The organism is Proteus sp. ZN5 (assembly GCF_011046025.1).
In the GTDB taxonomy this organism is placed as follows: domain Bacteria; phylum Pseudomonadota; class Gammaproteobacteria; order Enterobacterales; family Enterobacteriaceae; genus Proteus.
Window position 1 is genome coordinate 2,702,194 of record NZ_CP047639.1, and the last position, 15,004, is coordinate 2,717,197.

9 protein-coding genes are annotated in these 15,004 nt (G+C 37.7%); 5 read left to right on the forward strand and 4 right to left on the reverse strand.

Going from position 1 to position 15,004, the window contains the following annotated elements:
* Positions 1 to 537: 537 nt before the first annotated feature.
* From GTK47_RS12430 to GTK47_RS12450, 5 genes are all read left to right on the forward strand, one after another.
* A complete protein-coding gene (locus tag GTK47_RS12430; protein WP_165123588.1) occupies positions 538 to 1,611 on the forward strand; it encodes an HlyD family efflux transporter periplasmic adaptor subunit in 1,074 nt (357 codons plus the stop codon).
* An 8-nt stretch (positions 1,612 to 1,619) separates the two neighbouring features.
* Positions 1,620 to 4,376, forward strand: coding sequence for a ribosome-associated ATPase/putative transporter RbbA (rbbA, locus tag GTK47_RS12435; RefSeq protein ID WP_206535907.1), 2,757 nt, complete (start codon positions 1,620 to 1,622; stop codon positions 4,374 to 4,376).
* Entirely contained in the window at positions 4,377 to 5,504 is a 1,128-nt protein-coding gene (locus GTK47_RS12440) for an ABC transporter permease (RefSeq protein ID WP_109402322.1), read from the forward strand.
* Positions 5,505 to 5,773: 269 nt separating this feature from the next.
* Positions 5,774 to 6,163 (forward strand): hypothetical protein, encoded by a 390-nt coding sequence (locus GTK47_RS12445; RefSeq protein ID WP_165123592.1) that lies wholly within the window; start codon positions 5,774 to 5,776, stop codon positions 6,161 to 6,163.
* Positions 6,150 to 8,897 (forward strand): phage tail protein, encoded by a 2,748-nt coding sequence (locus GTK47_RS12450; protein ID WP_165123594.1) that lies wholly within the window; start codon positions 6,150 to 6,152, stop codon positions 8,895 to 8,897. The genes GTK47_RS12445 and GTK47_RS12450 overlap by 14 nt, the downstream gene beginning before the upstream one ends.
* Positions 8,898 to 8,936: 39 nt before the next feature.
* On the opposite strand, the gene kdpE is transcribed toward GTK47_RS12450, so the two are convergent.
* From kdpE to kdpB, 4 genes are read right to left on the reverse strand one after another with little or no spacing between them, the layout of a single operon-like run.
* Positions 8,937 to 9,620 (reverse strand): two-component system response regulator KdpE, encoded by a 684-nt coding sequence (gene kdpE, locus GTK47_RS12455; RefSeq protein ID WP_165123596.1) that lies wholly within the window; start codon positions 9,618 to 9,620, stop codon positions 8,937 to 8,939.
* The gene (gene kdpD, locus GTK47_RS12460; RefSeq protein WP_165123598.1) at positions 9,617 to 12,337 is read right to left on the reverse strand and encodes a two-component system sensor histidine kinase KdpD; all 2,721 of its coding nucleotides are present in this window, start codon (positions 12,335 to 12,337) and stop codon (positions 9,617 to 9,619) included. Before kdpD ends, kdpE begins: the two co-directional genes overlap by 4 nt.
* Before the next feature lies 1 nt (position 12,338).
* Positions 12,339 to 12,935: a potassium-transporting ATPase subunit KdpC gene (kdpC, locus tag GTK47_RS12465; protein WP_165123600.1), complete on the reverse strand. Its 597-nt coding sequence runs from the start codon at positions 12,933 to 12,935 to the stop codon at positions 12,339 to 12,341.
* 10 nt (positions 12,936 to 12,945) lie between these two features.
* On the reverse strand, positions 12,946 to 15,003 hold the full coding sequence (kdpB, locus tag GTK47_RS12470; RefSeq protein ID WP_165123602.1) for a potassium-transporting ATPase subunit KdpB: 2,058 nt from the start codon (positions 15,001 to 15,003) through the stop codon (positions 12,946 to 12,948).
* Between the last annotated feature and the right edge of the window lies 1 nt (position 15,004).

Sequence of the window (15,004 nt, forward strand, 5' to 3'; positions counted from 1 at the left end):
ATAATAATGTCATTTTTACTTTTTGTTTTTATTTTATATGATGAAATTTAAAATATAAATTTTACTAAATTATATAATAAATACAGTTTTTGATAATTTTAAATTAGAGAATAACTCAATTATAAATTAAAATTTCATAAAAAAGTTAAGTGATATTTTAATATTAATGAGCGTTTGATAACGTTTTGTTACTATTTCATTTGTATTTTAATGTAACGAAAATTGGTTTTCTATATACAATTTGTGTGTTTCCTCGAATAATCAAAAATAGATGGTGGATTATGTGATAAAAGTACTACATTAATTTGAGTTAAGGTTCTATTATAATGACATAACATTTATAATTCATAAGGTTAGCCTTTAAAACTTTATTTTTTTATAGCGAATGAGTTAGCTTTATCAATACAAATGAACTATTTTTAAATAGATATAAAATAAAAAATTAATAAGTCTCATTATTTAACTATTTTCTTACATACAGCGGATAAACATATTTTTGGTATTCTTTTATGGCTAAAGGAAGGTTAAATAATTTATATGAAAAATCAAAAAAAGAGTCGTTTTTTTGTTTATAGCATCATTCTCGTCGCAGTTGTTGCTGCGGGCGTTTTTTGGTGGAAATCTCAAGCGCCAACACTTCCTTCAGGATTTGCTCAAAGTAATGGGAGAATAGAAGCAACAGAAATTGATATTTCAACGAAAAGTCCGGGAAGAATAGACTCTATTTTAGTTCAAGAAGGTGATTTTGTTAAAGCGGGTGAAGTACTAGCAAACATGGATACCCGAACACTTAAAGAACAACTTCATGAAGTTCAAGCTCAATTAAACCAAGCAAAAAGCAGTGTTGTCACTGCGCAATCTGCATTATCACAACGTAAAAGTGAACAACTTGCAGCCCAAGCCGTCGTTCGCCAACGTATTGCTGAACTTGATGCTGCACAAAAAAGACTTAACCGTTCTCGTGCATTAGTAAAAACGAATGCCATTTCTATTCAACAATTAGATGATGATATTGCAAGAACAGAAGGAGCAAGAGCTGCAGTTGAGGCAGCTAAAGCCCAAGAAACAGCAACTATTGCCGCAATAGAATCGGCTAAAGCAGGGATCATTCAAGCCAATACAAAAGTGGATGCTGCGACGGCAACCGAAAGACGTATTCTGGCGGAATTGGATGACAGCATTTTAAAAGCACCGCGTAATGGTCGTGTTCAATATCGTGTTGCAGAGCCTGGTGAAGTTTTAGGTGCTGGCGGTCGTGTATTAAATATGGTCGATCTAAGTGATGTATATATGACTTTCTTTTTACCAACAGAGGCTGCTGGGCAAGCGGCTTTAGGAAGTGAAGTTCATATTATTTTAGATGCTGCACCTCATATCGTTATTCCCGCAAAAACAACCTATGTTGCCAGTGTTGCTCAATTTACACCCAAAACTGTTGAAACTGATAATGAGCGATTAAAACTCATGTTTCGTGTAAGAGCTCGTATTGCACCTGAATTACTTGAAAAACACCTTGAATATGTCAAAACCGGTTTACCAGGTCGTGCTTATATTCGCTTAGATAACAACCAATCTTGGCCAACTGATTTAGAGGTGAAATTACCACAATGAGTCAAACAATGAGAACGCAAAGCCATTCTCATATCATTGAATTGACTCATGTATCCCAACATTATGGCGATACCAAAGCGCTTGATGATGTGACATTGGCTATTCCTGCTGGAAAAATGGTCGGATTAATTGGCCCTGATGGTGTAGGAAAATCGAGTTTGATCTCTCTTATTTCTGGTGCAAGAGAAATTCAAACAGGGCAAGTAATTGTTTTAAATGGTGATATGAATGATGTCGAACACCGAAGAGCCGTTTGTCCTCGTATTGCTTATATGCCTCAAGGGTTAGGTAAAAATCTTTATCACACACTTTCTGTTTTTGAAAATGTTGATTTTTTTGGCCGCTTATTTGGTCAATCAAAACAAGAACGGGCAGAACGCATAAATGACTTACTTGAAAGTACCGGTTTAGCGCCATTTAGAGATAGGCCTGCGGGTAAACTTTCTGGGGGAATGAAACAGAAATTAGGTTTATGTTGTGCGCTTATTCATGATCCGGAATTGCTGATCCTTGATGAACCTACAACAGGGGTTGACCCATTATCACGAGCACAATTTTGGGAATTAATTAATCGTATACGTAAGCGTCAAAAAAATATGAGCGTATTAGTTGCGACCGCTTATATGGAAGAAGCTGAACGTTTTGATTGGTTGGTTGCTATGGATGCAGGAAAAATATTAGCAACAGGTCATGCTGATGAATTAAAAGCCCAAACACATACTGATGAACTAGAAGCTGCTTTTATTGAGTTGTTACCTGAAGAGAAAAAGAAAGATCACCAAAAAGTTATTATCCCACCAAGAGATAAAAGTGACGATGATACTATCGCCATTGAAGCTCAAGATTTAACCATGCGTTTTGGGCAATTTGTTGCCGTAGACCATGTTAGCTTTCGTATTCCTAAAGGCGAAATTTTTGGTTTCTTAGGATCGAATGGTTGTGGTAAATCAACCACGATGAAAATGCTAACTGGTTTACTGGAAGCAAGTGAAGGGCGAGCATGGTTATTTGGCCAAGAAGTTGATCCCAAAGATATCGAAACTCGCCGTCGTGTTGGTTATATGTCACAAGCATTTTCACTTTATAGTGAATTGACTGTACGACAAAACCTTGAACTACACGCCAAGCTTTTTCATATTCCAGAAGAAGAAATTCCTCTACAAGTTAAGGCGATGAGTGAGCGTTTTAATTTAACCGATGTTGAAGATGTCCTTCCTGATGGTTTGCCATTAGGTATTCGCCAACGTTTGTCGCTTGCTGTTGCTGTTATCCATAAACCTGAAATGTTGATCCTTGATGAACCCACTTCAGGGGTTGACCCCATTGCGCGAGATATGTTCTGGAATTTGATGGTTGACCTATCTAGACGTGACGGTGTCACTATTTTTATCTCAACTCACTTTATGAATGAAGCGGCACGTTGTGACCGTATGTCATTGATGCATGCTGGTAAAGTGTTAGTGACAGATACACCTGCAAACTTAGTTAAAAATAGCCAATTTGATACGCTTGAAGAAGTCTTTATTGATTACCTTAAAAAGGCATCAGGTGAACAAGATACACCTGAAATTGATGAAGAAAGCTTGCAACTTCCAGCATCTAGTCATGAAAGTGCAGAAAAAGCATTAAAGCAGCGATTTAGTTTAAGACGCTTATTTAGCTACAGTATTCGTGAAGGTATGGAATTACGCCGAGATCCTGTGCGTCTTACTTTAGCGTTATTAGGTACGGTGATCTTAATGTTTATTATGGGTTACGGTATTAGTTTGGACGTTGAAAACTTACGCTTCGGTATTATGGATAGAGATAAGACAGGCCTAAGTCAGGCATATAGCCAAAACCTTTCAGGCTCTCGTTATTTTATTGAAAAAGCGCCAATCACAGATTATGACCAACTAGAAAAACGACTACGTAGTGGTGATATTACAGTTGCAATTGAAATACCACCCAACTTTGCACGAGATGTTGCTAAAGGTCATACGGTAAAAATAGGTGTCTGGATTGATGGTGCAATGCCTAATCGAGCTGAAACTGTTCGCGGTTATATTCAGGCAATGCATTTAACGTGGATGCTTGATATGGCTATGCGTCAACCCACTAATGTAGTTGATAAGTTGGCTCCTATTAATATAGAAACTCGCTATCGCTATAACCCTGATGTAAAAAGTTTACCCGCAATTGTACCCGCAGTTATTCCACTTTTATTAATGATGATCCCTGCAATGTTAAGTGCGTTGAGCGTTGTTCGTGAAAAAGAGCTTGGTTCTATTATTAATCTTTATGTTACTCCTATCACCAAAGTAGAGTTTTTATTAGGTAAACAATTTCCTTATATCTTATTGGGAATGTTTAACTTTTTTATGCTCTGTGCGCTTTCGGTCTTTGTATTTGGGGTGAGTTTTAAAGGGAGTATGTTAACGCTTTCTTTAGGGGCATTACTCTATATCACTATTGCCACAGGAATGGGATTACTTATTTCTTGTTTTATGAAAAGTCAAATTGCTGCCATTTTTGGTACTTCAATTATTACCTTAATTCCAGCAACACAATTTTCAGGAATGATTGATCCTGTTTCGTCACTGGAAGGTATCGGTAAATGGATAGGGCATATTTATCCTACATCTCACTTTTTAACTATCTCTAGAGGGACATTCTCTAAAGGATTAAACCTTTTTGATTTACCTTGGTCTTTTATTCCTTTGCTTATCACTATCCCAATTGTTATTGGGTTGAGTGTCTTTTTCTTGAAAAAGCAGGAGGCTTAAATGTGGCGCACAATCCAAAATGTGTTTAATTTAGGTGTAAAAGAGCTACGCAGTCTCTCTCGTGATAAAGCGATGCTGGCATTAATTGTGTTTGCTTTTACTGTATCAATTTATTCATCAGCGACTGTTACACCCGGCTCATTACATCATGCACCGATTGCTGTTGCTGATCAGGATAAATCACAGCTATCTGCACGAATTGTAAATAGTTTTTATATGCCTTATTTCTTACCTCCAGCTGATATTACTCCTGAGCAAATTGATGGTTTGTTAGACCGAGGGGCTTATACCTTTGCGCTCGATATTCCGCCTAATTTTCAGCGCGATCTTTTAGCCGGTCGTAAACCTGAAATACAAGTTAATATCGATGCAACCAGAATGAGCCAAGCTTTCTTAGGTAATAGCTATATTCAAAACATTGTAATGGGTGAAGCAAAAACCTTTTTAGCGAAAAATAGGACCAACGATCCACTACCTGTTGATTTGGAAGTTAGAATGAGTTTTAACCCAAACCTAACACAATCTTGGTTTGGCTCTGTTATGGCAATTATCAATAATATCACTATGTTATCGATAGTATTAACAGGGGCTGCATTAATAAGAGAGCGAGAGCACGGCACCATTGAACACTTATTGGTTATGCCTGTAACTCCTTTTGAAATTATGCTTTCTAAGATATGGTCAATGGGATTGGTTGTATTATTGGCATCAGCCATGTCTTTGGTATTAGTCGTGAAATCTCTACTCCATGTTCCTATTGAAGGCTCTGTTTTACTGTTTATGTGTGGTGTTGCTTTAAGCTTATTTGCGACAACCTCAATAGGTATTTTTTTAGGAACAATGGCACGATCAATGCCTCAATTTGGTTTATTGATGATTATGGTATTATTGCCATTAAATATGTTATCAGGAGGGATGACATCACGAGAAAGTATGCCTCAGTTTGTACAGGATGTAATGCAAACAATGCCAACCACACACTTCGTGAGTTTAGCGCAAGCTATTTTATATCGTGGTGCTGACTTCTCTATTGTGTGGCCACAATTCATTATCTTAATAGTTATTGGTTCGGTGTTTTTCTCATTAGCATTATTACGTTTTAGAAAAACCATTTCGGCGATGGCGTAATAAATTTAAATATTAACCGATAAATTAACCCATTTTCTTCTATTATTAAATATAGAAGAGAGTGGGTTTTTTATTATTCTAATTTTTTAATTTAGTGTTTTTACTTAATAATGAACTTTCAATAAACAACCTTCACCAAGCTAAATAATAAATTTATGATAGGATATTAAGTAAAACTCATTAATAAAGAACCTTACTCACCATTGAAATAATGAAATTAATATATTTTTATCGATTGCTTTAAAAATATTTAAAATAAGGTTGGTTTTATGAAGGTAATAAGAATATTTAAAGTTGCAATAAGAGAAAGTAAATTTAATAAAGAAGAACAAATTGGTATAGATATAATGGATATTAAACCAATTAGAGATAAATTATATTTACCTTACTCCATAAATGCTTGGTATACCACAACGCTTAATGAACCGATAACGTTTATTCAACTTCCTACTGCTATATCTGGCTCTCAGATTTTACTTCATATCACTCAAGGTTCAGGCGCAAATCAAGTCGTTTTTATTGATGAAGTATTATGGCCTTTAGGTCGTAAGCCTCTCTTATCTTGGAATAAAAATGCTATTGATATGATTCAATTTATTGCCCTTAACGGGACGTGGTTAGGGCGATTTATTGGTGGGGGTATGCATGTATCAGAATGACAATTTAATGTCTGTCTATAATTTGTTATTTGGGCACCAACGTTTTCTTGATAATAATACCGGTTTAACAATAGATAGAAGTAAACAGCACTTTGTTTTTAATCCTGATGGTGTTTTATCAAATAATAGACATACAATCGGATATACACGTTTAGAGTCACAACCTAATGGAGATGCAACAACTGAAGGTCAATCTTTACAAATATTAGGTTATCTCTATGTATATAAAGCAACAAAAGATAAGTATTGGCTAGATAAGGCAATCTGGTGTTTTGATGCCTATATTAAATATTTCTATCAAGGCCAAGAAATACCCGATCCTCCCCATGATAGATGGTTAAGTCAATGGATTATTAATGGTAAAGAGCCTACTTTATCTAATTGGCCAATTAACTTTGATGAACCCACTAATTCAGGATTTATTGATACTGAAATTATGTTTGTTGATGGAACATGTCAAATACCACACGGAGCGCCTTATTGGGGAGAATATCTTGATATCGTGACACAAGCTTATCGTGGCGTATTATCTTATCCCAATATAAATGCCCGAGTTGTTGAACTGAATAATGATGGAAGTATTAATTGGAGCCAAAAGGGTGAGTCTGTTGAATTAGCATGGTTGATTGATTTATATGGACGAAAAATTGATAACCAAGGTCATGTTTTAGAAGAAAAAGCAATTGAACCTAAAGGCTATGTAAAAATGGCATCGCCAATTAATGGATTATGGAAATTGTGTCATGCCAATATTCAACCTGTTGAACAAGGCGGCTTTCTGATAACCCGAAATATGGCATGGCATAATCGGCCACTCAATATTCCTATTATCGATAAGCAAAATTATGGTAATGCTGCTGATGCTGAAGAATGGTTTTTAGAGGCAAGTTATACATTATGGAAAATAACGAATGAACGCCGTTATTGGTTAGCTTGGCGGAACAGTGCATTAATGTGTATGCGATATGCGAATATTGATTCTAACGATAAGTTTTTCAGACAATCGACCACTGAATTAAGCCCATTCACTGATGGGATCTCCTACGAATACCATTATCCCAAGAGCCGCCATGTCTCTCTTGATAGAAATAAACAAGGTTTTATTCGAATAGAGACCGATGGAGATGCTGCGGTGACTTTAGAGCAACAAAGTATTTCAAAGAAAATTGATAAGAACTCTAAAATAACCATTAATGTAGGGGGAGTAGATAAAAATAAATTGCCATTAAACGTCAGAATTAATATGGATACTATTTCACAAAGAAATAGTGATGTTGTGAAAAATTGGTTTTTATACCTTCCTCATACCTCTATCAATCATGACGTTATAAAGTATGAATTCAATGTAAGTTCATTTATTCAAAAAAATGAAGATATTGAATATCTTACAGTTAGTGATGTGGGATATATTAAACTCGACGAAGATATCAAAACTTCATTTGAGTTTGAAGATAATATTATTGATGGTCGTTCAGCCGTTATACAACATGTGCGACTAAAAGAGAACAGTAAAATAATGGTGGGTTTTTGGCTAACAAATGAAGGAAAGGCGGTACCGACATCATTTACGTATAAATTGGATAGAGATAAATGGAAAATTATTATTTATGATGCTGATCTCTGGCGTTGGTATTGGATATTACCTATGACGGAAGGTCAGTGGTCTACTATTCAATTAACGCCTGAAACACTTATCTTAATGGATTATCAACCTTATTATTCAGGCAATGAAATTAAACCCACACATCCGAATTTACAAGCAGTCTCTAGTGCCACGCTTGCTATTTATGAACTTGAAAAAGACGATACTTCAGAAATTACTTGGTATTGCTTTAATGATGTGCCAACTCATTTTAAGGATCTTGATGGTTGGACACATAAGTTTTCAATCACTCTATCAGGTAATGATAGTTTTGAAGGACTGATTGGTGATTGTGACATTAGCTATAATGACCTCAATAAGCTCGCATATACACCCGGCGTTATTCCTTTCTCCAATAATTCTACAAAAGATTCATCTCAATTTGATTCATGGCGTGGATTACCTTATCCCGGTTATCAACATCCATTTATTTATATTTATGAAGAAAATGCACAGATACATTTAGAAAACATGTGTCAGTTTCTGTTTGATGCTCAGAAAGCTTATGAAGATAAATTTAAGATAAAAGGGCCAGTCGCGATGGCTTATGTGTGGAACCGATGGGATAACATTGAGTATGGTGAAGCAGATACCTTTATTTTTAATCACTGGGGCAGTGATGCTTGGGCAGGTTATCAACCTCGTGCATTCGCATCTGCTGCCAGAGCGTGGTATGAATTAGTTTTATGTCAGAAAAGCATTCCTGAAAATCTTATTCAATTTACAAATAATTGGGTTGATTATCTTATTCATTTCTTTGAAAAAGTCGGCGGGTTTCCTTGTGAATTTCCTGCTGACTCGCCACCGCCAGAAAATCGAAATTTTGTCGGTCATATGACAGGATTATGGCTATGTGGTCTTTGTTTTGCTTCTTTGTCTGGATGCAAAAATAACAAGCTAGATTGGATCATTGAAAAGTCTGTTACTGAACTTATTGAACACTATCACGTAGTGTCTCCGACAAGTCCAATGAATGGCAGTTGGTCCCCAGCAGTTAGAAAAGGAAGTGATAATGGGATGTTTTATGGTTTCTGGTCAGGTGAGATCTTACGAGGATTAGGTATGTATATATTGTATAAACAAGAAAGCTGATTAATAAATTAACCTTGCTTATTTTCCTATTACCCTCAGTTACGGCATAAATCGATAACCGATCCCCGTTTCTGTAATTAAATGCTCAGGACATGCGGGATCGGTTTCTAACTTTTGGCGTAAATGACCCATATAAATGCGCAAATAGTGGCTATGTTCAATGAAATTAGGCCCCCAAACATGTTGCATTAAATGCCGTTGAGTAAGCACTTTTCCGCTGTTATTAACCAATTCACTTAGCAAACGAAATTCAGTCGGCGTTAAATGTACAGGTTCATTTTGACGAGTAACAATACGGTTAACCCAATCAATCGTAATATCGCCAAAGGTAAATTGTGTATTTTCATTTTCTTGTTTAACAAGACGGCGTAGTGACGCTCTAACTCTAGCTAATAACTCACTAATACCAAAAGGTTTAGTTAGATAGTCATCCGCTCCTGCATCAAGCGCTTTTACTTTGTCTTGTTCCGAATCCCGAGCTGAAAGTACGATAACGGGTGTACTACTCCATTGACGAAAGTCTTGAATAAAGCAGAGACCATCTTTATCCGGTAAGCCAAGATCAAGAATAACTAAATCAGGCTTTCTTGATGCTGCTTCAATTAATCCTCGTTGGCATTCACCGGCTTCATAAACACGAAATCCTTCGTTCTCTAAAGCAAGCCGAACAAAGCGTAAGATCTCTTTTTCATCTTCAATAATTAAAATGTTATATGGAGTCACTGTTTTATTTCAATCTCATCAATATCAGGGAGTGATTTTAAAGGTAAAACAAAGTGGAAACTTGCTCCACCTTTTTTATGGTTTTCAGAAAAATTATGGTTTTCAGCCCAAATTTCACCCTCATGTAAGCGAATAATCGCGCTACATATCGCTAAACCTAAGCCAACACCAGGAATTGCGGATTCTTTTACTGCACGTGAAAATTTATTAAAAATAAGTTGTAGTTGGTCAGTCGGGATGCCATTGCCTTCATCCCACACCTCAACATGAATTTTAGAGGCTTCAATATAGGCTCTTACTCCGAGCTTTGTGTTTGGAGTCGTATATTTTACTGCATTTTCAAGTAAGTTCGTGATAACCCGTTCAATTAAATTACCATCACAATAAAGCAGTAAATCAGCTGGAATATCAATTTGTAATGGATGTTTATCAAGTAAATAAGAGAGTGACCGAATGGCGCTGCCTGTAATTTCTTGCAACGAATTCCATTGTAAATTCACTTGAATGCCACCGGATTGAATGCGTGCCATATCTAGTAAATTATTGACCAAACGTGAGGTTGTCAGGATCTGCTGTCGAATTTGATTAACTTGTTCTGTATGGGATGAACCTTCAGCACTTAAATCGAGAAGCAAAATTTCTGATTGCCCAAACAGCACAGTAAGCGGTGTTTTTAAATCATGAGAAAGTGCGGCTAGTAATGCATTTCTTAATTGCTCCCGTTCAATGTTAATTCGAGATTGTTCTGCAATTTCAGCTTGTTGTAATCGTTCGAGTGCATTAGCAATCAAACCATTAAATGTTTGCAATAGCTGTTGTTGTTCTGGAATAAGCAATTGGCGAAGATTATTAGGTTCAATAGCTAAAATAGCTAAAACTTGTTGAGATGCGGTAATCGGATGTAATTGGTAAGGCACACTTGGTAACGTATCTGTACCAGCACCTGCAATTTGGTCTTTATCACAACACCAGCGCGCAATGCCATTATCAATAGGTAAATGCCCCATACCTTCGGCATGAAAAGGCATTAATTCACCTTGTTTGTTGGGGAGCAATAAGCAAACTTTTGCATCAAACGCACTCGATAAAAAATGGTAACTGGTACGAACAACATCTTGTAATGTTACCGCGCGTCCCAGCTCTCTTGTCATTTCAAATAAGTGGCGAGTGCGTTGTTCTCTATAACGAGCAACGCGTGTTTGATAACGCATACCCGCAGTTAAATTACCGACTACCAATCCTACAATAAGCATGACTGTAAAAGTGATCAAATACTGCATATCGAGTACAGCAAGTGAAAAGTGAGGCTGTACAAAGAACAAATCAAAACTAATGACATTGATTAATGCTGCAAAAATAGAAGGGCGACGACCAAAAAAGAGAGCAATTAATACTACACCCAATAAATAGAGTGTCACTAAATTGGCTTTATCAAGCGCTAATAGAAATGTGCGAGAGAACAAGGTGATCGCTAAACATATTCCTATCGCTGTAAGATAGCCTTTTATCTCTTGTCGCCATTTTTCATTTTGCAGTGGTGCTGTTTTGGTTTTATAACGTAGCTCCTCGTCATTAAGAGCAACGCTGATAACATGAAGATCAGGTGCATAGCGTGCTAGTTTTTCTGCAAACCGCATCCGTATCCAGCGTTTTAACCATTGCCATTTTTGATAAGCACGCTGACCAATAATCACTTTCCCAAGATTATGTTCTCTGGCGTAGCGGATCACTGCTTTTTCAGCTTGGTTATCAGAAAGGATCGCAGTTCTTGCACCTAGATGTTGTGCCAGTTTTAAAGAGTGCAAAATTGCTCGGCGTTTATGCTCACCAATTTGATGAAGTTTAGGGGTTTCAACATAAATAGCATGCCATTGGCAACCAAAAGCGGCAGCATAACGAGCTGCCGTGCGAACTAATTTGTCGTTACCACCATGAGCACCGAGACACACCATTAGACTATCTGTGGTGTGCCAAACAGGTGATGCTCCTTGGCTATCTCGAAATTCTTTAACTTGTGTATCAACTCTATCTGCCATACGACGTAAAGCTAATTCTCGTAGTGCGATTAAATTACCTTTACGAAAAAAGTGTTCGATGGCTCGTTCTGCTTGTCCGCCTAGATATACCTTGCCTTCATGCAAACGTTGTTGTAAATCATCAGGCGGTAAATCCACCATAACCACTTCATCAGCACTATCAAAAATATAGTCAGGGATCGTCTCTTGAACACGAATTCCTGTAATGCTTCCCACAATATCATTAAGGCTTTCAATGTGTTGTACGTTTATTGTGGCAAGTACATCAATACCGGCATCCAATAGTTCTTCCACATCTTGCCAGCGTTTAGGATGTCGGCATTTGTGTGGATTACTAAATGCCAGTTCATCCATTAATATCACAGCAGGATGTCTGGCTAATGCGGCATCTAAATCAAAGGCTACAAGCTTTCTTCCATGATGATGAATACGCAGTGGTGGTAATAAAGGCAATCCGTGAAGTAACGCGGCCGTTTCTTGTCGTTGGTGCGTTTCAACAACACCAGCAAGCACATCAATACCTTGCTGGTGGAGGCGTTGAGCCTCTTGTAACATGGCATAAGTTTTCCCTACGCCAGCACAAGCGCCAAAAAATATTTTTAGGCGCCCACGAGTTGTTGTTCGCGTTGAAGCGAGTAAATCATCGGGTGAGGGACGTTGCCACTGCTGGTCGAGTTCCATTTTATTGAGTACTCACTTTCTGCTGTTTTTCTGCACTTAATTTATCTAGTGCCTGATTTAGCATAAACACATTCACAACAGGTTCACCCATAAATGACAGTAGTGGTGATGTTGTATTGTTTTTTATTAATTGCTCAATTTCATTTTTAGTGAATTGGCGAAAATATGCAATATTTTCAATTTGATAATAAGCCGCTTGTAATGAAATATGAGGATCAAGCCCACTTCCTGATGCTGTGACTAAATCAACAGGAACAACATGTTGATTATGCGTTCTTTTTTTCCATGTTTGGATACGTTTAGTTATCTCATTAAGAAGTAATGGATTTGATGTTGCTAGCTGGCTAGCACCTGATGCCATGCTGTTATAGGGCATTTCTGACGTCATTGATGGACGACTTTTAAAATAGTCATCTCGCGTAAATTGTTGCCCAATCAATTCAGAGCCAATAAGTTTATTATCTTGATACACGAGAGAGCCGTTTGCTTGCCATGGAAAAATAAGGTTAGCTAATCCTGTAACAAGTAAAGGATAGACAAGCCCAGTTATTAATGTGAGTAATAATAACATCACTAAAGATGAACGAAATAGATGCATATAAAACTCCTTAAAACCCAATAAACGTTAAGATCATATCGATGATTTTAATGCCAATAAAAGGGACTAATAACCCGCTGATCCCGTATAAAGAGAGGTTACGGCGCAATAATGAGTGCGCAGAAACAGGGCGATAGTGAACACCTTTAAGGGCTAGAGGGATCAAAAAGACTATAATTAAGGCATTGAAAATAACGGCAGATAACATTGCAGATGCGGGTGAATGTAAGTTCATGACATTAAGTATATTGAGTTGTGGGTAAGTGACTGCAAAAGCCGCAGGAATAATGGCAAAGTATTTAGCGATATCGTTGGAAATACTAAATGTGGTTAAGGCTCCTCGTGTCATTAGCATTTGTTTACCAATGTGCACCACTTCGATTAATTTTGTTGGATTAGAATCTAAATCAACCATATTTCCTGCTTCTTTGGCTGCTTGAGTACCTGAATTCATCGCAACAGCGACATCAGCTTGTGCCAATGCAGGAGCATCATTAGTACCATCGCCAGTCATTGCGACTAATCGACCTTCAGATTGATATTGACGAATTAATGCCAATTTTGCCTCAGGTGTTGCTTCAGCCAGAAAATCATCAACCCCCGATTCTGCTGCGATAGCCGCTGCCGTAAGATGATTATCACCAGTGATCATGACCGTTTTTATACCCATTTGGCGAAGTTGAGCAAAACGCTCTTTAATTCCGCCTTTCACAATATCTTTAAGCTCAACAACACCTAAGATTTTCTGATTTTCAACCACCACCAGCGGTGTTCCTCCCGTTCTTGCCACTTGTTCGACTATTGTGGTGACTTCATCAGGAAAATGACCGTGACTGACTTCAATATGGCGACGAATAGCATCAACAGAACCCTTGCGGATCAAGCGTTCACCTAAATTAACACCACTCATTCTTGTCATTGCAGAGAAGGGAATAAAAGAAGCGCCAATTGACGCTAAATCGCGTTCGCGCAAATTGAAACGTTGTTTAGCGAGGATCACAATGCTTCTGCCTTCAGGCGTTTCATCTGCAAGCGAACTTAGCTGTGCTGCATCCGCAAGCTGTTTTTCGCTAATATCTGAAAGAGGAATAAAGCGAGATGCTTGGCGATTACCTAGCGTAATAGTGCCCGTTTTATCAAGAAGCAAGACATCAACATCACCTGCGGCTTCCACAGCGCGTCCACTGGTTGCAATTACATTGGCATCAAGCATTCGGCTCATACCCGCCACACCAATCGATGAAAGCAATCCACCGATCGTGGTAGGGATCAAACATACTAACAACGCAATCAAGGTTACTACTGAAATAACAGCGCCATGCCCTTGAAACTCAACAGCAAAAACACTAAACGGATAAAGGGTAATGCAAGCCAATAAGAAAATCAGTGTCAGAGCAGTTAATAGGATAGTTAAAGCCACTTCATTTGGCGTTTTTCTACGTTGAGCGCCTTCCACCATTCCAATCATGCGATCGAGAAATGAATTGCCAGCTTCAGCAGTGCAACGAATAATCAGCCAATCTGACAATACTCGAGTTCCTCCCGTTACAGAAGAAAAGTCACCGCCTGACTCACGGATCACTGGCGCTGATTCCCCTGTAATCGCACTTTCATCAACAGAAGCACCACCTTCAATCACTTCACCATCACAAGGAATAACGTCACCAGCATTGACTAAAACGATATCACCTTTATGTAGTGAGAAAGAGTCCACGGTTTCTTTCGAGGCATTAATATCTGCGTGATGTAAACGTACTGCTTTGGATTGTTGTTTGGCTCCACGTAAGCTCGCTGCTTGTGCTTTACTTCGACTTTCTGCTAATGACTCAGCAAAATTGGCAAATAGTAATGTCACCCATAACCAAATCATGACTTGTGAAGTAAAGTGATTATCATTAGGGAGATAACCTAACAGCAAAGCAATCCAAATTCCGCTAGTTAAAAGCGCACCAACATAAACAATAAACATAACAGGGTTACGCCATTGTGCTTGAGGTGTGCATTTTTTTATTGCATCAAAGAAAGCCGACATCACGGTTTTTCTGTCAAAAAGTTGCGTTGTTTTCATG